This is a genomic window from Sphingopyxis sp. H053 (genome assembly GCF_001468225.1).
Lineage (GTDB): Bacteria > Pseudomonadota > Alphaproteobacteria > Sphingomonadales > Sphingomonadaceae > Sphingopyxis.
Window position 1 is genome coordinate 20064 of the sequence record NZ_LNRU01000002.1, and the last position, 19303, is coordinate 39366.

At 65.6% G+C, this 19303-nt stretch carries 19 protein-coding genes; 11 read left to right on the plus strand and 8 right to left on the minus strand.

The window, feature by feature from the left end; all coding sequences use genetic code 11:
• Positions 1–48 precede the first annotated feature (48 nt).
• The 4 genes from serS to ATE70_RS03335 all read left to right on the plus strand — a co-directional run bounded on the left by serS (position 49) and on the right by ATE70_RS03335 (position 4446).
• A complete protein-coding gene (serS, locus tag ATE70_RS03320; protein ID WP_058536552.1) occupies positions 49–1329 on the plus strand; it encodes a serine--tRNA ligase in 1281 nt (426 codons plus the stop codon).
• A gap of 98 nt (positions 1330–1427) precedes the next feature.
• Positions 1428–2192: a 5'/3'-nucleotidase SurE gene (surE, locus tag ATE70_RS03325; protein ID WP_058536553.1), complete on the plus strand. Its 765-nt coding sequence runs from the start codon at positions 1428–1430 to the stop codon at positions 2190–2192.
• 149 nt (positions 2193–2341) lie between these two features.
• On the plus strand, positions 2342–3394 hold the full coding sequence (locus ATE70_RS03330) for a M23 family metallopeptidase (RefSeq protein WP_058536554.1): 1053 nt from the start codon (positions 2342–2344) through the stop codon (positions 3392–3394).
• Positions 3391–4446, plus strand: coding sequence for a potassium channel family protein (locus tag ATE70_RS03335; protein ID WP_058536555.1), 1056 nt, complete (start codon positions 3391–3393; stop codon positions 4444–4446). Before ATE70_RS03330 ends, ATE70_RS03335 begins: the two co-directional genes overlap by 4 nt.
• A 264-nt stretch (positions 4447–4710) precedes the next feature.
• On the opposite strand, the gene ATE70_RS03340 is transcribed toward ATE70_RS03335, so the two are convergent.
• Positions 4711–5037 (minus strand): DUF423 domain-containing protein, encoded by a 327-nt coding sequence (locus ATE70_RS03340; RefSeq protein ID WP_058536556.1) that lies wholly within the window; start codon positions 5035–5037, stop codon positions 4711–4713.
• A gap of 64 nt (positions 5038–5101) precedes the next feature.
• Between ATE70_RS03340 and ATE70_RS03345 the strand changes: the two genes are divergently transcribed.
• From ATE70_RS03345 to ATE70_RS03355, 3 genes are all read left to right on the plus strand, one after another.
• The gene (locus tag ATE70_RS03345; protein WP_058536557.1) at positions 5102–5821 is read left to right on the plus strand and encodes an esterase/lipase family protein; all 720 of its coding nucleotides are present in this window, start codon (positions 5102–5104) and stop codon (positions 5819–5821) included.
• Positions 5822–5840: 19 nt separating this feature from the next.
• Positions 5841–7208 carry a 30S ribosomal protein S12 methylthiotransferase RimO gene (gene rimO, locus ATE70_RS03350; RefSeq protein WP_058536558.1) on the plus strand — a complete coding sequence of 456 codons (1368 nt, stop codon included), beginning with the start codon at positions 5841–5843 and terminating at the stop codon, positions 7206–7208.
• A gap of 370 nt (positions 7209–7578) precedes the next feature.
• On the plus strand, positions 7579–9057 hold the full coding sequence (locus ATE70_RS03355; RefSeq protein ID WP_058536559.1) for a DUF4403 family protein: 1479 nt from the start codon (positions 7579–7581) through the stop codon (positions 9055–9057).
• Between the two features lie 4 nt (positions 9058–9061).
• Here ATE70_RS03355 and ATE70_RS03360 read toward each other — a convergent pair whose 3' ends face one another.
• The 3 genes from ATE70_RS03360 to ATE70_RS03370 form a co-directional block, all read right to left on the minus strand.
• Positions 9062–9523 (minus strand): hypothetical protein, encoded by a 462-nt coding sequence (locus ATE70_RS03360; protein WP_058536560.1) that lies wholly within the window; start codon positions 9521–9523, stop codon positions 9062–9064.
• A gap of 72 nt (positions 9524–9595) precedes the next feature.
• On the minus strand, positions 9596–10609 hold the full coding sequence (locus tag ATE70_RS03365) for an inorganic phosphate transporter (RefSeq protein WP_037511243.1): 1014 nt from the start codon (positions 10607–10609) through the stop codon (positions 9596–9598).
• Between the two features lie 15 nt (positions 10610–10624).
• Complete coding sequence (locus ATE70_RS03370; RefSeq protein ID WP_197411378.1) at positions 10625–11749, minus strand: DUF47 family protein; 1125 nt, start codon at positions 11747–11749, stop codon at positions 10625–10627.
• Between the two features lie 192 nt (positions 11750–11941).
• On the opposite strand from ATE70_RS03370, the gene ATE70_RS03375 reads away from it, so the two are divergent.
• Positions 11942–13480: a flavin-containing monooxygenase gene (locus tag ATE70_RS03375; RefSeq protein WP_058536961.1), complete on the plus strand. Its 1539-nt coding sequence runs from the start codon at positions 11942–11944 to the stop codon at positions 13478–13480.
• Between the two features lie 112 nt (positions 13481–13592).
• Here ATE70_RS03375 and ATE70_RS03380 read toward each other — a convergent pair whose 3' ends face one another.
• The 3 genes from ATE70_RS03380 to ATE70_RS03390 are packed head-to-tail and all read right to left on the minus strand — an operon-like array spanning position 13593 to position 15642.
• Positions 13593–13775 carry a DUF3008 family protein gene (locus tag ATE70_RS03380; protein ID WP_058536561.1) on the minus strand — a complete coding sequence of 61 codons (183 nt, stop codon included), beginning with the start codon at positions 13773–13775 and terminating at the stop codon, positions 13593–13595.
• A gap of 24 nt (positions 13776–13799) precedes the next feature.
• Positions 13800–14735: an SDR family oxidoreductase gene (locus tag ATE70_RS03385; protein ID WP_082640007.1), complete on the minus strand. Its 936-nt coding sequence runs from the start codon at positions 14733–14735 to the stop codon at positions 13800–13802.
• Between the two features lie 16 nt (positions 14736–14751).
• Complete coding sequence (locus tag ATE70_RS03390; protein WP_231732807.1) at positions 14752–15642, minus strand: DUF4163 domain-containing protein; 891 nt, start codon at positions 15640–15642, stop codon at positions 14752–14754.
• Here ATE70_RS03390 and ATE70_RS03395 point away from each other — a divergent pair.
• From ATE70_RS03395 to argC, 3 genes are all read left to right on the plus strand, one after another.
• Positions 15641–17044 (plus strand): leucyl aminopeptidase family protein, encoded by a 1404-nt coding sequence (locus tag ATE70_RS03395; protein ID WP_058536562.1) that lies wholly within the window; start codon positions 15641–15643, stop codon positions 17042–17044. The genes ATE70_RS03390 and ATE70_RS03395 overlap by 2 nt on opposite strands.
• A gap of 85 nt (positions 17045–17129) precedes the next feature.
• Positions 17130–18074 carry a C40 family peptidase gene (locus tag ATE70_RS03400; RefSeq protein WP_269433273.1) on the plus strand — a complete coding sequence of 315 codons (945 nt, stop codon included), beginning with the start codon at positions 17130–17132 and terminating at the stop codon, positions 18072–18074.
• A gap of 4 nt (positions 18075–18078) precedes the next feature.
• Positions 18079–19005, plus strand: coding sequence for an N-acetyl-gamma-glutamyl-phosphate reductase (gene argC, locus ATE70_RS03405; RefSeq protein WP_058536564.1), 927 nt, complete (start codon positions 18079–18081; stop codon positions 19003–19005).
• A gap of 3 nt (positions 19006–19008) precedes the next feature.
• On the opposite strand, the gene ATE70_RS03410 is transcribed toward argC, so the two are convergent.
• Positions 19009–19224 carry a hypothetical protein gene (locus ATE70_RS03410; RefSeq protein ID WP_058536565.1) on the minus strand — a complete coding sequence of 72 codons (216 nt, stop codon included), beginning with the start codon at positions 19222–19224 and terminating at the stop codon, positions 19009–19011.
• Between the last annotated feature and the right edge of the window lie 79 nt (positions 19225–19303).

The following is a 19303-nucleotide window of genomic DNA, read 5'->3' on the forward strand; positions in this document are numbered from 1 at the left end:
CGAACGTCAGACTTGCACCTTGCAACCCGCAACGCCATAGCGCGGCGCATGCACGATATCCGCCTGATCCGGGAAAATCCCGAAGCGTTCGACGCCGGCCTCGCGCGCCGCGGCCTCGAACCCCTGTCTGCCCAGATCGTGGCGGCCGACGCGTCGCTGCGCGCGTTGCAGACCGAAATCCAGACATCGCTCGCACGCCGTAACGAGGCGTCGAAGCTGATCGGCCAGGCGATGGCCAGCGGCGACAAGGACAAGGCCGAGGCGCTGAAGGCAGAGGTCGCCGACCTCAAGACCGCCCTCCCCGCCAAGGAAGACGCCGAGCGCGAACAACTCGCCGCGCTGCAGGATATCCTCGCCGCGATCCCGAACATCCCGCTCGCCGACGTCCCCGCGGGCGAGGACGAGGACGGCAATGTCGAGATCGCGCGCTGGGGCACGCCGCGCACGTTTGATTTCACGCCGCAGGAACATGCCGATTTCGCCCCCGCGCTCGGCCTCGACTTCGAGACCGCAGCGAAGATGTCGGGCGCGCGGTTCGCCTTCCTGAAGGGCCAGATGGCACGCCTCGAACGCGCGATCGGCCAGTTCATGATCGACCGCCAGACGATCGACGCAGGCTACACCGAATGCGCGACCCCGCTGATGGTCCGCGACGAAGCTGCGTATGGCACGACGCAGCTCCCGAAGTTCCGCGAGGATCTGTTCCAGACCACCGACGGCCGCTGGCTGATTTCGACCTCGGAGATGAGCCTGACCAACGCGGTGCGCGAGGAAATCCTGCCCGAAGCCGATCTGCCGATCCGCATGACCGCGCTCACCCCCTGCTTCCGCTCCGAAGCCGGGTCGGCGGGGCGCGACACGCGCGGTTATATCCGCCAGCACCAGTTCTGGAAGGTCGAGCTCGTCTCGATCGTCCGCCCCGAGGACAGCGACGCCGAACTCGAACGCAAGACGCGCGCCGCCGAGGTGATCCTTGAGGCGCTCGAACTCCCCTATCGCAAGATGCTGCTGTGCAGCGGCGACATGGGCTTTTCGGCACGCAAGACCTATGACCTCGAAGTCTGGTTGCCCGGCCAGAACGCCTATCGCGAAATTTCGAGCTGCTCGACTTGCGGCGATTTTCAGGCGCGGCGCATGAACGCGCGCTTCCGCCGCGAGGGCGCGAAGAGCAACGAGTTCGTCCATACGCTGAACGGCTCGGGGCTTGCCGTGGGCCGAACGCTCGTCGCGATCCTCGAAAATTACCAGCAAGCCGACGGCGGCGTCACTATTCCGCAGGCGCTGCTGCCGTACATGGGCGGCATCACTCGCCTCACCCCGGCCAACTAACCCCCGTCACCCCGGACTTGATCCGGGGTCCCGCTCAGCGACGTCGAAAAGCGGGACCCCGGATCAAGTCCGGGGTGACGAAGAGAGAAAGAGTCCGAATGCGCATCCTCCTCACCAACGACGACGGCTATCACGCCCCCGGCATGGCGGTGCTCGAAGCGATCGCGCGCGAGCTTTCGGACGACATCTGGGTCTGCGCGCCCGCCGAGGAACAGTCGGGCGCCGGCCACTCGCTCACCCTCTCGCGCCCTGTTCGCATCCGCCAGCACGAAGAGCGTCGCTGGTCGTGCAGCGGCACGCCGACCGATTCGGTGATGATGGCGATCGGCAAGCTGATGCCCGAAAAGCCCGACCTGATCCTCTCGGGCGTCAACCGCGGCGCCAACCTCGGCGACGACGTCACTTATTCGGGCACCGTCTCGGCGGCGATCGAGGGCGCGCTCGCGGGCATCCCTTCGATCGCGCTCAGCCAGGTGTACGCCAGGGAAGGCATGGGCGACAGCGTGCCCTTCGAAGCCGCCGCGGCGTGGGGCGCGAAAGTGCTGCGCCCGCTCCTCGCCATGGAGATGGCGCCGCGCACGCTGATCAACATCAATTTCCCCGCGATCCCCGCCGAAGAGGTGAAGGGCATCCGCGTCACGCGGCAGGGCTTCCATGACTATGGCCGCGGCTCGATCGTCGAGGGCACCGACCCGCGCGGCTATCGCTATTTCTGGTTCGGGCTTCACGGTATCGAACACAGCCTCGGCCACGACAGCGACCTCGAGGCGATCGACGACAACTATATCTCGGTCACCCCGCTCCAGCTCGACCTGACCCACGACGCGTCGCTCGCCGCGTTGCGCGGTGCGTACGGCGCGTAAATAACCATTCGTCATTCCCGCGAAAGCGGGAACCCAGCAGCAACGCCGGACTGGGTTCCCGCTTTCGCGGGAATGACGAAAGTGGGAATTCCGTCTCATCCCGAGACAGAAGTCTAGCCACCGCCGCTTTGCTTTGGCAAAGGGAGCGCATGGGGGATTTCAGACATCATATCGCGGCCTTACTGTGCGCTGCATCGCTCGCCGGCTGCATTCCGGCGACACCCGCTCCGCCTTCGCCGCCCGTTCCGGCACCAGACTTCGAACGCCGCCCGATCGGCGAAGCGACTGGTGTCTATGAGCGCCCGACCTGGACGCTCAAGTCGGTCACAACCAACGCTGTCCGCGTGAATGCAGGCGTCTATTCGGTCCGCCCCGGCGAGACGCTCCGCGCGGTCGGCGAGAAAACCGGGGCGGGCTCCGAGGCGCTCGCGATCGAGAACGACCTCGTGCCGCCCTATACGCTCCGCTTCGGGCAAGAGCTGCGCATCCCCGCCGGCCTCTACCACCGTGTCGGCGCTGGCGAGACGGGGATCGGCATCGCCGCGGCCTATGGCGTGGACTGGGGGGAGATCATCACGGTCAACGCGCTGTCCGAACCCTATATATTGCGCGTCGGCCAGCGCCTGCGCCTGCCCTCCGACGCGCGCGTCCTTCCGCGCGGTCCGGTCGATGTCGGCGCGCGCGCCGCCGCTTTCCGCCTCAACATCGATGACATCCTGACGGGCAGCCAGCCCGCGCTCGCCGAAGCGGCCCGACCGACCGCTGGCAGCGCCACCCCGCGCCCGCCCGTCACCACCGCGATCGCCGAGCCCGCCTACTTCGCCGGCCGCTTCGAATGGCCGCTCAATGGGCCGATCCTCGCGCGCTTCGGCCCGATCGCGCCGGGCAGGGTCAGTGACGGCATCAACATCGCCGCCGCGGCGGGCACTCCGATCCGCGCGACCGCAGGCGGCGTCGTCGCCTATGCCGGCGACCAGGTCGGCATCTATGGCGGGCTGATCCTGATCAACCACGGCGGCGGCTGGGTCAGCGCCTATGGCCACGCGGGCCGGATCGACGTCAAGCGCGGCCAGAGCGTGCGCATGGGCGACGTCATCGGCCGCGCCGGCGCGACCGGACAGGTCCAGACGTCGCAACTCCATTTCCAGCTGCGCAAAAATCGCATACCAGTCGATCCGATGAAGCAGTTGCCGCCCCGATGAGCCGTCGGCCCTCCGACAAGCTGAAAATGCCGCACATCTTTCGCCCGCTGAAGCGCGCGAGCAAATGGCCGATCTGGGCCGATGTCATCACACGGCTCGGCGTCGCCTTCTCCCTGATCGCGATCGTCGTGCTTGTCCACTGGGTCGACCGCGCGGGGCTGAAGGACAGCCACGACGGCCAGATCAGCTTCCTCGACGTCGTTTATTTCACGATGATCTCGGTCACCACGACGGGCTTTGGCGATATCGCGCCGGTGTCCGACCGCTCGCGCCTGATCGAGGCGGTGATCGTCACCCCGATCCGCATCATGGTGCTCTTCATCTTCGTCGGCACAGCCTATAATTTCGTCCTCAAACGCACATGGGAAAAATGGCGCATGGCCCGCATCCAGGCAAAGCTCACCGATCATTATGTCGTGCTCGGTTACGGCACCAGCGGCGCGGAGGCGGTTCGCGAACTCATCGCGCGCGGCACCGACCCCGCGTGCATCGTCGTGATCGACCAGTCGGGCCCGCGCATCCAGGCGGCCGAGGCAGTCGGCTGTAACGTGCTTCAGGGCGACGCGTCGAACGACGACACGCTGATCGACGTCCAGATCGCCAAGGCGCACACCGTCCTTGTTTCGGCGGGACGCGACGACAGTTCGATCCTCATCGTGCTCACCGTCCGTCATCTTGCCCCGAATGTCCCGATCAGCGTCGTCATCCGCGCGCAGGACAATGAACTGCTCGCGCGCCAGGCGGGGGCGACGAACGTCATCAACCCGGTCAGCTTCACCGGCCTGCTCCTCGCGGGTTCGGCGCAGGGCGAACATGTCGCCGACTATATGGCCGACCTTGCCGCGATCGGCGGCAAGGTGCAGCTGCGCGAACGCCCGGTCCGCGGCGAAGAAATCGGCAAAAGCCTCGATCAACTCGCGAGCGGCGGGCGCGGCCTGCGCATCTACCGCTGCGGCAAACCCTATGGTTTCTGGGAAGACGAAGCGAGCAAGCTGCAGGCGGGCGACATGATCGTCGAGGTCGTCAACAGCGAAACCTGCGAAGCCGACTAAGGGTCAGAACCGGCTAAAAGTGCGATCGAGGTTTGAAGCGATTTTGTTCAGTGCGAGGAGGCAAGGCGCAGGAATATGTCGATATTTCCAGACTTGCCGACGACGCAATGGACAAAATCGGTCAAATCCCGAAGGGACGCCGAAATGGCTTCGATCTCAGGCCCGTGCGGCCTTGCGGGTAGCGGTGCTACCCGCGGCGGTCCACCCGAACCCGATATCTTCGCCATTTCGACGCCTCGATCGCGCTTTTAGCCGGTTCTGACCCTAACCCCGCCAGTAAAGCCAGCCGGCCCAGAGCCAGCCGACAATCAGCAACGTCCCGCCAATCGGTGTCACCGCCCCCAGCCACCGCGGCCCGCCGAGCGCCATCGCATAAAGCGTGACCGCAAACAGCGCCGCGCCGACGAGCAGCATGATCGCGGGTCCGCGCGCGGTGCCCATGATCGCGATCGCCGCGACCGCATGGATCAGCTGGTACAGTCCGCCGGTGCGCAGCCATTCGGCCTCCTGCGGTCCCGCCGCACCATGCGCGCCGAACGCGCCCGCCGCCACGGCCACCGCCGCCGAAATCGCTGCGAATACGCCAATCATGTTCACCACCCTTGCAATGCCGTGCCGATGCGGCGAGCTATAGGGCGACAGGAGGGAGAAGGCGATGCCCCGCGACACCCCGCTTCCCACGGATTTGAAGCCGCCGAGCCGCCTTGCGACGCTCGGCGAGTTGGCCCTGCCGCTCGACATGCTCCGCTACGGCCTGTCGGGCTATCACCTGATTGGAGCGCCGCGCGGCGACGGGCGCCCGGTCGCCCTCCTCCCCGGCTATGGCGCGAGCGAACTCTCGATGCGGCCCCTGGAGGCGTATCTCCGCCACCTCGGCTATCATGTCCGCGACTGGGGCATGGGCCGCAACCAGGGCCGCGTCGCCGCCGACGTCGAACGCTTCGCGAGCCAAGCCGCCGCATGGGTCAAGGCCGACGGCGCGCCGCTCACCCTGATCGGCTGGAGCCTCGGCGGCGTCATCGCCCGCGAAACCGCGCGCGCCTACCCGCACCTCGTCCGCGAGATCATCACGATGGGCACGCCGATCATCGGCGGCCCCAAATATACCGCGCTCGCACAGCGCTTCGCGGGGCGCGATTTCGATGCGATCGAGCGCGAGATTCATGCGCGAAACCTGAAGGGGCTGACGCAGCCGCTCACCATCATCTACTCCGACCGCGACGGCATCGTCGGCCCCGACATCGCGGTCGACATCTACAATCCGCAGGCGCGGAACATCAAAGTCGACAGCACGCACCTCGGCCTAGGCATCAACCCGCGCGTGTGGCGAATCGTCGCGGACACATTGGCAGGCGTGACAAACCCCGAAAAATAGACTAGGGGCGCCGCCAATCATGACAGTCAAAACCCTCCCCACCCAGCCGAAGGTCGGCATGGTTTCGCTCGGCTGCCCCAAGGCACTCGTCGACAGCGAACGGATTCTGACCAAGCTCCGCGCCGACGGCTATGGCCTGTCGCCCGATTATGCGGGCGCCGACGTCGTGCTCGTCAACACTTGCGGCTTCCTCGACTCGGCGAAGGAAGAAAGCCTCGAGGCGATCGGCGAGGCGATGGCAGAGAATGGCCGCGTCATCGTCACCGGCTGCATGGGCAACGAGGCCGAGGTCATCCGCGCGCGCTTCCCGAACGTGCTCGCGGTCACCGGCGCGCATCAATATGAGCAGGTCGTCGACGCGGTCCACGACGCCGCGCCGCCGACGCAGGGTCCCTTCGTCGACCTCGTTCCCGAAGGCGGGCTAAAGCTGACGCCGCGCCACTACAGCTATCTGAAGATCAGCGAAGGCTGCAACCACAGCTGCTCCTTCTGCATCATCCCCGACCTTCGCGGCAAACTCGTCAGCCGCCGCATCGACGCGGTGCTGCGCGAGGCCGAAAAGCTCGTCGCCGCGGGGACCAAGGAACTGCTGGTGATCAGCCAGGACACCTCGGCCTATGGCGTCGACATCCGCCACGACCCGCGTCCGTGGCACGGGCGCGAAGTCCGTGCGCACATGACCGACCTCGCGCGCGAACTCGGCCAGCTCCAGACGAGCGAAGGCCGCGCCCCATGGGTGCGCCTCCACTATGTCTATCCCTATCCGCACGTCGACGCGGTGATCCCGCTGATGGCCGAAGGGCTGCTGACGCCTTATCTCGACATCCCCTTCCAGCACGCGGCGCCGAGCGTCCTCAAGCGCATGAAGCGCCCCGCGAACGAAGCGAAGGTGCTCGAACGCCTCAAGAACTGGCGCGCGATCGCCCCCGACATTTCGATCCGCTCGAGCTTCGTCGTCGGCTTCCCCGGCGAGACCGAAGCCGATTTCCAATATCTCCTCGACTGGCTCGACGAAGCCCAGCTCGACCGCGTCGGCGCCTTCCGCTTCGAACCCGTGGCAGGTGCGCAGGCGAATGCGCTCGACGATCAGGTCCCCGAAGAGGTCAAGGAAGAGCGCTACCAGCGCATCATGGACAAGACCGCCGCGATCAGCGCCGCGAAACTCGAAGCCAAAATCGGCCGCACGCTGCCGGTGATCATCGACGAGGTCGGCGAGGCCGACGAGGACGGTAGCATCGGCGCAACGGGGCGCTCACAGGCGGATGCGCCCGAGATCGATGGCCACGTCTACCTCCGCGACGTCGCGGCGACGCTGAAGGCCGGCGACATCGTCGATGTCGCAATCGAGGATGCCGACGAGCATGATCTGTTCGGGGTGGTCGCGTAGCGCCACCTGCGAAAAATCGCTGTCCTACATTATTTGGCTCGCATAGCCTTGCGGAATGACCTCGGAATGCCGCACCATACAGCGAATCCAGCGTAAAGTTGCGCAGTTTTCTGCGCTTTCGGCGACAAGCCCCCGCTCCCCCTCCTTCGTCACCCCGGACTTGATCCGGGTCCCGCTTTTCAACGTCGCTCAGCGGGACCCCGGATCAAGTCCGGGGTGACGAGGCTTGGTAGTACAGAATTTGCACCGAAGGTGAATTCAGTGTGAAGTTGCGCAGTTCTCCGCCACTTTTCGTTCCAGGCTTTTTCGCAAGGAACGGCTTAACATATCCGATGTTATAAAGAGCAGATACCGCATCAGGGGGCACCGCATGCGAATAGTCCAGCTGGCGACCGCCACATTGCTGCTGTCCACCGCGCTCACCGGCTGCGACCGCCGCACCGACGTCGAAGCGCCGCCGCGCGCGACCGACAAAGCGCCCTCCCCGACGCAGAAATCGCTGATCGCGGTGCCGATCAACGCCAACACCGCCTCGCTCAAGCAGGCGCTCGAACGCGCGGTGCCCAAGACGCTGTGGACGATCAACCAGCGCGAACGCGCCTGCGTCCAGCCTCAGCGGGTGAAAGTCTTCGGCAAGAAGGTCAAGGCCACCCCGCCGATCGCCTGCACGATCGTTGGTCAGGTGACGCGCGGGCCGCTGCGGCTGCGCGGCGACGGGAGCGAGATCGTCGTCGACGTGCCGCTTCGGGCCACGATCGCCGCGCGCGACGTTGGCGGGGTGCTGAAGGGCGAGACCGCGACGGGCGCGGCGATGGCGCATGCGCGGATCCGCATCGAGCTCACCCCCGACTGGCGCACAGAGGGCAAGGCACGCATCACCTATGGCTGGACCAAGGCGCCGGGCATCGATTTTCTCGGGCGCCGGATCACCTTCACCGATCAGGCCGACGCGAAGCTGAAACCCGTCGTGGCGGGTGTCGAGCGCGAGGTGACGCGCGAGATCGCGAAGATCGACATCCGCAAACAGGCGGCCGACGTGTGGCGGCAGAGCTTCACATCGCTCGAACTCAACCGCGAAAATCCGCCGGTGTGGATGCGCGTCACGCCGCAGCGCATCCTCTACGGCGGCTACCGGATCGAGGGGGATCGCTTGAACCTCAACCTCGGACTCGAGGCGATCACCGAAACCTTCGTCTCGGGGCGGCCGAACGACCCCGCGCCGACCCCGCTGCCGCGGCTGGTCCGCGAAATCCCCAAACCGCATCTCGACGTGCGCGTGCCGGTGATCGCCGACTATGCGCAGCTTCAACCGGTGGTCGACCGCGCGCTCGCCAAGCGGTCGCAGCGGCCTTTCGTGCTGCCGAAACTCGGCTCGATGATGGTCAAATTCGGCAAGTCGGCGATCTACGGCGCGGAGGGCGGCCGGATCGCGGTGGGCGTCGACGTGGAGGCGAAGCTGGAGATGCGATCGGGCGCCCCGACGCGCGGGCGCATCTGGATGACCGCCATCCCGGCCAACAAGCCGGGATCGGCCGAGGTTCATTTCACCGACCTTGTCATCAACGGCGACACCAACGGGGTCGGCGGCGACCTCCTCATCCTCCTTGGCCGCAGCGAGGGTTTCGCGCCATTGATCGCCGACGCGCTGACCCAGAATTTCACCAACGACCTCGGCAAGCTGCAAGGCAAGATCAAGCGGGCGGTCGACCAGCGGCGCGAAGGCGCCTTTGTCATCCGCACCCGCGTCGACCGTTTCGAAACCGGCGAGATCAAGGCTTATGGCAACGGCCTCTACCTCCCGGTGCGGATGGTCGGCGGCGCCAGCGTCGATTACCGTCCGGCGCGGTGATCGGTCAGCGGCGGGTAAAATCCATCGTCCAGTTCACTTCCCAGCTTTCCCCGCCGTCGGCCGACATCGCCTGCTCCCAGCGCGGGGTCGCGGTGTCGGTGCGGCTCCAGATGAAGCGCAACCGGATCGGCCGATCGCCCAGCACGTCGTCGGCATAGAAATGGCCGACGCCATCCTCGAACCGGCCGATCACCGGAACGTCGAGCGCATGCGGGCTGCGCGCATCGAGCCACCATATCGCCCAGTTACCTTGCACCGGATCATAGGATCGCAGCGCGATCGCGCGGTAGGTTCCGCCGGGGATATGGAGGACATTGTCCTCGACATTGCCGTCGCCGCCCAGGATCGGCCGCATGTCGGAGGTCCCGTCGAATTCCTCCCAATCGTAGCAACCGGCAAGCCGCTCTTTCAGCCGGCGGTGCCGCACCTGCCAGCTGCCAATCTGGAAATCGAAATCGCCGGCCATGACGGACGCTCCCCTTATTTATCAAGCGGAGCGTTCTTATTACGTTCTCATTCAAACGCAACCCCGCCCGGTTCAGAACAGGCGAGTGATCGCATAGAAGACCGCCGCCACCGCCGCGCTCGCCGGAATGGTGATGAACCACGCCGCGACGACATTGCCCGCCACCCCCCAGCGCACCGCGGTCGTCCGGCGCGCGACGCCGGCGCCGATGATGCTGCCGGTGATCGTGTGCGTCGTCGACACCGGGATGCCGAGCAGGCTGGCGGTGAACACCATGATCGACCCGCCGGTCGACGCGGCAAAGCCCTGATGGTGCGACAGCTTGGTGATGCGGCCGCCCATCGTCTCGATGATCTTCCACCCACCCGACAGCGTGCCGAGCGCGATCGCGATGTAGCAGCTGAACGCCACCCAGTGCGGCACATGAAATTCGCCGCCGAGATAGCCGGTCGAATAGAGGAGCACGGTGATGATCCCCATCGTCTTTTGTGCGTCGTTCAGCCCGTGGCTGATCGAATAGGCAGCGGACGAAAAAAGGTGGAGGTGGCGGAAGGTCTTCTCGGCGAAGCTGGCGGTCGACCGGCGGAGCGCCCAGCTGCTGACCAGCATCACAAGCATCGCGAGCATCATGCCGAGCAGCGGCGACAGGAAGATTGCGATGACGGTCTTGTTGAGCCCCGTCCACTCGATCCCCTCGAACCCCGCATGCGCGACGCCCGCACCGACGATCCCGCCGACCAGCGCGTGGCTCGACGACGACGGAATTCCCTTGAGCCAGGTCACGACGTTCCAGAACATCGCGCCGACGAGCGCGCCGAAGACGACCGCTGGCGTGACCAGATCCTTGTCGATGATGCCCTTGCCGATCGTCTCGGCGACCTTGTGCAGTTCGGGAAAGATGACCGACAGGAAATAAGCGGCAAAGTTAAAGAAGGCGGCGAACAGCACCGCCTGCACCGGCCGCAGCAGCCGCGTCGCGACGACGGTCGCGATGCTGTTCGCGGCGTCGTGCAGGCCGTTGAGGAAGTCGAACGCCAGCGCGAGGATGACGAGGCCGACGAGGAGGGGAAAAGCGAGTTCGTGCATGGTGGACGCCCCCGCTTATGCGTGGTCGATGACCAGGCCGTCGATTTCGTTCGCGACATCCTCGAAGCTGTCGGTGACGCGCTCGAGATGGCGGAAGAGTTCGCGCGTGATCAGGAAGCGGGTCGGGTTCGATTCGCCATGCTCGCGGAACAGGCGCTTGAGCCCTGCGGCGTGGATTTCGTCGGCATGCCCCTCCATCCGCACCAGCCGTTCGGTCAGCTCGTGGAGCCGCGGGCCGTTGGCGCCGATGTTGCGAAGCAGCGGCAGCGCTTCCGCGGTCAGGCGCGCCGCGTCGACGATGATGCCCGCAATGTCGCGCATCTCGGGTTCGAATTCGGTGACGTCGTACAGGTCGACGGCGCCCGCGGTCTTCTGCATCTCGTCGATCGCATCGTCCATCGAGGCGATCAGGTCGGTGATCGCGCTGCGGTCGAACGGGGTAAGGAAAGTGCGGCGCACGGTCTGGAGCACTTCGCGGGTGATCGCGTCGGCGTCATGCTCGCGCTCGATGACTTCCTGGATATGGTCGGCGATGCCCTCGCCGCCCTGCAACATGCGCGACAAGGCATTTGCCCCGGCGACGAGCGTCGCAGCGTGGCTTTCGAACAATTCGAAGAAATTTCCCTGTCGCGGCAGCAAACGCTGAAACCATGCGAACATCCAGCTAACCCCTGTCTTGTCTGCTACGTTTTCGACGACCCCGCGCGGCTGGGCGACGGCGCGGAAACCGCCATCGCCGAACGAGCGGATGAGCGCCTGCAAATCGGGTTCCTCGACCGCCGACGCGGCGTCGCGGAACGAGAACCATTTGCGGTCGCGTTCGTCCATTTCCTTCCAGTCTTCGAGCTCGTTCGTCACCGCGAGCGGGAAGACTTCGACATTATACATGATCGACGCGCCGTTAGCGCGGCGCTTCCGATATTCATAGCTGCCGATCGGCGTCGGGCACACCGCACCGATCACCCCCGCCTCTTCCTCGGCCTCGATCGCGGCGGCGGCGTGACGCGTGATGCCGGTCAGCGGATTGCCCTTTGGCACCACCCAACGCTTTGTCTCGCGCGACGTGATCAGCAGGATTTCGGTCGGGCCGTCCTGCGCGGGACCCCCGAATCGATAGGGAAGGACAGCGATCTGACGCATGAGGCTTTCATCCTTTCCGGCGATTTCGGGCGCGCGAGGCCATGGGTGACAAAGAGGTTACGCCCCTATGACAATAATGTGACAGCGACAAGGACGCTTCATCGCCGCCGCACTTTCCGTAAACGTCAATTCGATTGCAAAATGAAACGCGGTGCGTAATCTACCCATCAAACATAGTCGGGAGACAGGATGATGGCAGGCACGGCGACGACGGAACGTCCCGCGGACGCGAAAGCTGCACCGGTCGATCAGGATGTGCTGATCGTCGGCGCGGGGATTTCGGGCATCGGCATGGCCGTGCATTTGCAGATGAATTCTCCCGACCGCAGCTTCGGCCTTGTCGAGCGCCGCGAACAGCTTGGCGGCACCTGGGATCTGTTCCGTTACCCCGGCATCCGTTCGGACAGCGACATGCACACGCTCGGGTTCGTCTTCGAACCGTGGAAGCATGAAAAGTCGATCGCCGACGGGCCGTCGATCCTCGAATATCTTAATCGCATCGTCGACGAACGCCATATCCGCGAACGCATCCGCTTCGACAGCAAAGTCGTCGGCGCCGACTGGGACAGCGCAGCGGCGCGCTGGACGGTGACGATGGAGAACAGCGAGGGCGCGAGGTCGACCACGACCGCGCGCTGGCTCTACCTCGGCTCGGGCTATTACGACTATGACGAGCCCTTCGACGCGCAGTTCGCGGGCCGCGACGATTTCCAGGGCCAGATCATCCACCCGCAATTCTGGCCGAAGGATCTCGATTACAAGGGCAAGAAAGTCGTCGTGATCGGATCGGGCGCGACCGCGGTCACCATTGTCCCGTCGTTAAAAGAAGCCGCGCACGTCACGATGCTCCAGCGCACCCCGACCTGGTATTTCATCCGGCCCGCCAAGGACGCGTTCGCCAACTTCCTTCGCAAATTCCTGCCCGAGACGCTCGCGTACAAGATCACACGCTTCAAGAATGTCCGGCTACAGGACATCGCCTTTCGCCGTGCGCGCGAGAAGCCCGAGAAGGTCAAGGAGTTCCTGACGAAGAAGCTGCAAGAGAGCCTTGGCGACCGCTACGACGCCGAAGCTTTCACCCCGCCCTATAACCCGTGGGACCAGCGCCTCTGCCTCGTCCCCGACGCCGATTTCTTCGAGGCGATGAAAGCCGACAAGGCGTCGGTCGTGACCGATCATATCGAGAAGTTCGATACGACCGGCATCCAGCTGAAATCGGGCAAGCATCTCGACGCCGACGTCATCGTCACCGCGACGGGCCTGAAGCTCGCCGTCGCGGGCAAGATTCCGGTGCGCGTCGACGGTGCGCCCGTCGATTGGCACGACCATTTCTATTACAAGGCGTGCATGTTCTCGAACGTGCCGAACTTCTCAGCGGTGTTCGGTTATCTCAACGCAAGCTGGACGCTGCGCGCCGACATCGTGTCCGAATATGTCTGCCGCGTGCTCAACCATATGCGCGACACCGGCACCACGGTCGCCACTCCGGCGCTCGCCGACCCGTCGAGCCTCGAAGAGGAAAATGTCTTCGACTTCTCGTCGGGCTATATCCAGCGGTCGCTGCACATCATGCCGAAGAGCACGGTCGCGCTGCCCTGGCGGCTCAGCCAGAATTATGTCCAGGACCGGATCGACATGCGCACCGGCGCGATTGCCGACGGGGTACTGACCTTCTCCAACGCGAAGGCCAAGGTTGCGGCGGCACCGGCGGAGCTGGAAGCCGCGGAGTAGGGTCAGAGATCGTCGCCCCCGCGAAGGCGGGGGCCGCCGTCGGCCTTGCGTTACCTCTCCAGCGGCCCCCGCCTTCGCGGGGGCGACGTGAAACGACTTACCCTTTTATCTATCAATCCGCGTGTTCAGGCTTGCCCTTGGTCGAGCCCTTGGCGAAATCCTCGAGCTGCTTTTCGGTCATACTCTCGGCCATCTCTTTCGATGCGCCTTTGAGTTTCGACTTGGGCGTGTCGCCGCGCCTGGCGCTGAGCGCGGCGCCGGCGGCTCTCTGCTGTGCTTTCGATTTGGCTGGCATGGCGTTTCTCCGTGCCCCGCCCCGCTAGCCATTAACGATCGTACCGCCGTTGGGATGCAGCACCTGACCCGACATATAGCTGCTGTCGTCGCACGCGAGGAACAGGAAGCAGGGCGCAACTTCATTGGGCTCGCCGGGGCGTTTCATCGGGGTACTCTCGCCAAAGGTCGCCACTTTCTCGGCGGGCGCGCCCCCGCGCGGGTTCAGCGGGGTCCAGATCGGTCCGGGTGCGACGCCGTTCACGCGAATGCCCTTCCCCACCAGATTCTCGCTGAGCGAGCGAGTGAAGGCCGTGATAGCGCCCTTGGTGGCGCTGTAATCGAGCAGACCCTTTGAGCCCTGATACATGGTGACGCTGGTGCAATTGACGATCGCCGCGCCCTTTTTTAGGTGCGGCAAAGCCGCCTGCACCAGATAGAACATGCCAAAGATGTTGGTGGCGAAGGTACGCTGCAGCTGGTCCTCGCTGATGTCGCGGATATCGGCCGCCGGATGCTGTTCGCCGGCATTGTTGACGAGGATGTCGAGGCGGCCGAGCTTGCCGACCGTCTGTGCGACGATCTTTTCGCCCGCCTTCGCCTTGCCGACGTCGGCCTTGATCGCGATCGCACGTCGCCCCTCGGCCGCGACGATCGCCGCGGTTTCGACGGCGTCGGCCTTGTTGTCGAGATAGACGATCGCAATGTCGGCGCCCTCGCGCGCGAACAGCGCACACACCGCGCGACCGATCCCGCTGTCGCCGCCGGTGACGATCGCGACCTTGCCCTCGAGCCGGCCCGAGCCCGGATAGCGCGGCTCCCACTTGGGCGCGCGATCAAGATCGGCTTCGCGGTCGGATGGCGGCTCGGCGATCGTTTTGCCCGACCCAACCGCGTGGCGCAGTTTCGTCGCGGCGCTCCGCTTGCCCTTCTTCTCTTTCGCACTTTCGCCAACCTTGCCGGCTTTGGGCTGCTTCGCCATGAGCTTGTCCTTCGGTTCAGTTGATGGGGAGGAAGTCGCGCGCATATTCATCCTTCACGGCTTTGACGAGCGCACCCGTTACCGGCACGTTGATCTTGTAGCTCCCCTCGGCGTATGGGCCGACCTCATAGGGCGCGATCGCGATTGTCATGCGGTCGAGGTAGCGGCCGTCCGAAGAGCCGAGCCACACCGTCTGTGCCGACGCCGGCGGGCATTTGCCGAACGGGCTGTCGGGCGCCTCGTCGGCCATTATCCCCTTCGCGGCCTTCGCGCGCTTGATGCCGGCGCAGAATGGCTCGCGGATCGCGGTGTCGAACGCCTCACTGCTTTGAAACAGGTCGAGCGGCTTCAGCTGCTTGCGCCGGTTGCGGTCCCAGATCAGCGTGTCGAAGGTCTGCATGCCGTGTGCGCCGCCGGTATAGGTCTCGATCTCGGCCGAGAGGCTGAGGAAACGCGGTGTGCTGGTCACGCGTTGCCAAGTCTGGCGATGGCTATGCGCGCGATACGGATAGTCGCCTTTCTCGGCGGCCGCCTCGTCGCGCTGCGCGGCGGCGATCAACGCCTCACGCTTCGCCTCCCGGTCGCTGTCGAGCGCCTTGGCGAGTTCGGGGATCTGGGCGGCTTCTTTAGGATAAGCATAAACGAACTCGATCAGGTCGTTGCTTTCGGTGACGTTCGACGCGGGCGCACCCTTCGCCGCTTCGTCGGCGGCGGCGCTGGACGGCGCGCCGGGCACCGACGCGGCCGCCACTTTTTCCGCCTTCGTCGGCTTGTCGTCGGAACAACCCGCCAGCAGCAGCGCGCCGGCAAGGATCGAAGTGGCATTTCGCCAGGATGCGTTGATCGTCATCCAGACATAACGCCGGGAATCGACAAAATATCCCGCGCGGCCTAGCACCGCGTGCATGACCGACTATTCCGATCTGATCCAGCCCGACAAGGGACAGGACGCGCGCCCGATCCATCTCGTCGACAAGAAGGGCTATGACGAGTGGCTGAAGGGCCGCAGCGCCCGCGAACGCGCGCATCTTGCCGCGGTCGGTTTCAAACCCGATGCCTTTGTCCACGCGATCCTGCCGGGGGACGATCCCGAAAAATGGGCGGTCGTCACCACCGTGACGAATACCGAAAGCCTGTCGGCCTGGTGCCTCGCCAAGCTCGGGCAGATCCTGCCCGAAGGCCGTTACCGCCTCGAAGGCCAGCAGCCGGGCAAGGCTCTGTTCGGGTGGATGAGCGCGCAATATCGCTTCGACACCTATAAATCGAATCCGCCGACTAAAGGCCCGCGCGTCCTACTGACGACCGATGTCGGTGCGATCGCGCCGATGGTTGCGGAAATGCGCGCGGTTGCGCTCGTCCGCGATCTCGTCAACACGCCCGCCGCCGACATGGGGCCCGCGGCGATCGAAAAGGCGGCCGAACGCATCGCGAAGGCGCATGGGGGCAAGCTGACCGTCACCAAGGGCGAGGCGCTCGAACAGGGCTATCCGATGATCCATGCGGTCGGCCGCGCGGCCGCCAAGCATCACGCGCCGCGGCTGATCGAGATCGAGTGGGGCAAGGACGACCATCCGCGCGTCGCGCTGGTCGGCAAGGGGATCAGCTTCGACAGCGGCGGGCTCGACATCAAGCCCGCGGCGGGAATGCGGCTCATGAAGAAGGATATGGGCGGCGCCGCGCATGTGCTCGCGCTCGCCGAACTGGTGATGGCGAGCGGGCTGCCGGTTCGCCTTCACTGCCTTGTCGCCGCGGCCGAAAATGCGATCTCGGCCGATGCTTTCCGTCCCGGAGATGTGCTGAAGAGCCGCCTGGGGCTGACGGTCGAGATCGGCAACACTGACGCGGAGGGACGGTTGGTGCTCGGCGACGCGCTCGCGAAGGCGGGCGAAGGCAAGCCCGAGCTGATCGTCGATTTCGCGACGCTGACCGGCGCCGCGCGGGTTGCGCTCGGCCCCGACCTGCCGCCGCTCTTCGCCAATGACGACACGCTTGCGGAAGCGATGCTCGCGGGTGGGATCGACCGCGACGATCCGCTGTGGCGGATGCCGCTGTGGGATGGCTACGCCGACCTGCTCGAAACCGACATCGCCGACCTTGGCAATGCGGGTAGTTCGCCCTTCGCCGGGACGATCACCGCGGCGCTGTTCCTGAAGCGTTTTGTCCCCGAGGGCGCCCTATGGGCGCATCTCGACACCTTCGCCTGGCGCCCTTCGGCGAAGCCGGGGCGGCCGAAAGGCGGCGCCGCGCTTGGCCTCCGCGCCGCATGGGCGATGCTCCAGGCACGCTATGACCGGCGCGGGAAAGCCTGAACTTTCTTGATCAAGAGGGTCCTGCTGGTCTAATGGCGCGCGATTGCCCGCGGCCCGCGGAACCCAGCTTTTTACAGGACGGCAAGTGACATCAGAAAGTGGCGATAATTCAGCGGCAAGCCGCGTGCGCATGGGGCGTCCCGGCGCCGCGGGCGCGGGCCGCGATCGCTTTGGCCTGACCGGCACGTCGCAGAGCTTCGATCCGCGCGTCGTCGCGATCCGTCCCGATCTGGCCGATATCGCCGTCGCCGGCACGCATTTCGCGCCGCACTACGCCGCGCCGATGATGCGCAGCGGCGTGCTGCCCGGCGCATCGCTGCGCGCATCGCCGTCGGTCGACGCCGACCAGACGAGCGAGTTGCTGTTCGGCGAAGGCTTTGCCCTGCTTGACCTCACCGGCGGCTGGGCATGGGGCTATTGCCTCGCCGACCATTATGTCGGCTATCTCGCCGCCGAGGCGCTCGCCGCGCCGATCGCGCCGACGCACCGCGTCGCGATGATCGAGGCGATGCTGCACAGCGCGCCCGATGCCGCGAGCGGCGGCCCCGCCGTCCTGCCGCGCGGCGCGCTGGTGATGGGCGAGCCCGAGGGCGAATGGCTTGCGACGTCGCACGGCTATCTGCCGCTCGCGTCGCTCGTCGAAGTCGGCGTAGAGGACAACGACCCCGCCGAACTCGCCGAGCAGATGATCGGCACGCCCTATGTCTGGGGCGGCCGCACCGCGAAGGGGATCGACTGTTCGGGCCTCGCCCAGCTCGTATGGGCTGCCGCGGGGATCCAGCTGCCGCGCGACAGCGACCTCCAGCTTGCGTCGCTCGGTGCCGACAAGGATGTCGATCCGGCGGCGCTCGCGCGCGGCGACCTCGTCTTTTTCCCCGGCCACGTCGGCATCATGGCGGACAGCCAGACGATCATTCACGCCAGCCGACGATGGATGGCGGTGAACAGCGAACCGCTGGCCGACGTCATCGCGCGATCGGCCGCAAAGGATCATGATCCGCCGGTGAGCGGATATAAAAGACTGCGATAACATTATGACGAAAACGGTTTTCATCGACGGCGCGGCGGGTACGACGGGCCTCGAAATCGCCGAACGCCTTGCGGGGCGGAACGAGTTCACGCTGATTGCGCTCGACGATGCGCGGCGCAAGGATGCGGCGGCGCGGCGCGAGGCGCTGAACGACGCCGATTTCGTGATCCTCTGTCTTCCCGACGATGCGGCGCGCGAGGCGGTCGCGATGATCGGCAATGATCGCACCCGGGTCATCGACGCATCGACCGCGCATCGTGTCGCGCCGGGCTGGGTTTATGGCTTCCCCGAAGTCAGCGGCCACGACGCCGTTGCGGAGGCCGCGCGCGTGTCGAACCCGGGCTGCTATTCGACGGGCTTCATCGCGCTGGTCGCACCGCTCGTGCAGGCGGGCCTGCTTCCCGCCGACTGGCCCTATATCTGCCATGCGGTCAGCGGCTATTCGGGCGGCGGCAAGGCGCTGATCGAGCGCTTCGAGGAGGACCCGGACATCGCGTGGCGCGGCTATGCGCTGGCACTCGGCCACAAACATGTGCCCGAGATGCAGGCTCGGTGCGGGCTTGCGATCGGTCCGCTGTTTTCGCCCGCGGTGATCGCGGCGCATCGCGGGATGGTGGTCGAGGTTCCGTTGCCGCTGAATGCCATGCCCGGTGCCGCGTCGCCCGACGCGCTGCGCGCGGCGCTCGCCGATTTCTATGGCGCGAGCCCGATCGTCGTTATGGGCGAGGCGCCGGCGGACGGCGAAATCCTCCTCCGCGCATCGGATGCGGGCGATGACCGGATCGAGCTGTTCGTCTTCGCCAATGGCGATGCCAGCCAGGCACGCCTCGTCGCGCGGCTCGACAATCTGGGCAAGGGCGCGAGCGGCGCGTGCGTCCAGAATCTCAATATCATGGCGGGATTGCCCGAAACCGCGGGCCTGCGAATCTAGGACTCAGTGCACCGTGTCGAGGATGTCCTCGATCGACAAATAGGTGATCAGCCGCTCGATCTGGCGCCAGCGGGCGAAATGGACGTGGTTGCCGAGCACGCGATACTGCTCGGCGCGCGCTGCGGCGGCAAAGCCCGCTTCTTCGCCATGCATGCTGATCAGCGCATGGGCATCCTCGACCGCATCGCGGTCGGTGAGAAAGGGTGCTGGCAGGTGCATCGAATTCCTGGTCCGTTACGTCGAGTGCATCTCCTAACGCACGCCCCTCACTGCGTCGTTCCCAACCGTGATGAACAAT

Coding starts and splice junctions, on each gene's coding strand:
- ATE70_RS03335 (WP_058536555.1), top strand. CDS start 3,391: ATGAGCCGTCGGCCCTCCGACAAGCTGAAAATGCCGCACATCTTTCGC.
- ATE70_RS03370 (WP_197411378.1), bottom strand. CDS start 11,749: ATGCGTCAGATCGCTGTCCTTCCCTATCGATTCGGGGGTCCCGCGCAG.
- argC (WP_058536564.1), top strand. CDS start 18,079: ATGACGAAAACGGTTTTCATCGACGGCGCGGCGGGTACGACGGGCCTC.
- ATE70_RS03355 (WP_058536559.1), top strand. CDS start 7,579: ATGCGAATAGTCCAGCTGGCGACCGCCACATTGCTGCTGTCCACCGCG.
- rimO (WP_058536558.1), top strand. CDS start 5,841: ATGACAGTCAAAACCCTCCCCACCCAGCCGAAGGTCGGCATGGTTTCG.
- ATE70_RS03330 (WP_058536554.1), top strand. CDS start 2,342: ATGGGGGATTTCAGACATCATATCGCGGCCTTACTGTGCGCTGCATCG.
- ATE70_RS03365 (WP_037511243.1), bottom strand. CDS start 10,609: ATGCACGAACTCGCTTTTCCCCTCCTCGTCGGCCTCGTCATCCTCGCG.
- ATE70_RS03385 (WP_082640007.1), bottom strand. CDS start 14,735: ATGGCGAAGCAGCCCAAAGCCGGCAAGGTTGGCGAAAGTGCGAAAGAG.
- ATE70_RS03340 (WP_058536556.1), bottom strand. CDS start 5,037: ATGATTGGCGTATTCGCAGCGATTTCGGCGGCGGTGGCCGTGGCGGCG.
- serS (WP_058536552.1), top strand. CDS start 49: ATGCACGATATCCGCCTGATCCGGGAAAATCCCGAAGCGTTCGACGCC.
- ATE70_RS03410 (WP_058536565.1), bottom strand. CDS start 19,224: ATGCACCTGCCAGCACCCTTTCTCACCGACCGCGATGCGGTCGAGGAT.
- ATE70_RS03395 (WP_058536562.1), top strand. CDS start 15,641: ATGACCGACTATTCCGATCTGATCCAGCCCGACAAGGGACAGGACGCG.
- ATE70_RS03360 (WP_058536560.1), bottom strand. CDS start 9,523: ATGGCCGGCGATTTCGATTTCCAGATTGGCAGCTGGCAGGTGCGGCAC.
- surE (WP_058536553.1), top strand. CDS start 1,428: ATGCGCATCCTCCTCACCAACGACGACGGCTATCACGCCCCCGGCATG.
- ATE70_RS03380 (WP_058536561.1), bottom strand. CDS start 13,775: ATGCCAGCCAAATCGAAAGCACAGCAGAGAGCCGCCGGCGCCGCGCTC.
- ATE70_RS03375 (WP_058536961.1), top strand. CDS start 11,942: ATGGCAGGCACGGCGACGACGGAACGTCCCGCGGACGCGAAAGCTGCA.
- ATE70_RS03390 (WP_231732807.1), bottom strand. CDS start 15,642: ATGCACGCGGTGCTAGGCCGCGCGGGATATTTTGTCGATTCCCGGCGT.
- ATE70_RS03345 (WP_058536557.1), top strand. CDS start 5,102: ATGCCCCGCGACACCCCGCTTCCCACGGATTTGAAGCCGCCGAGCCGC.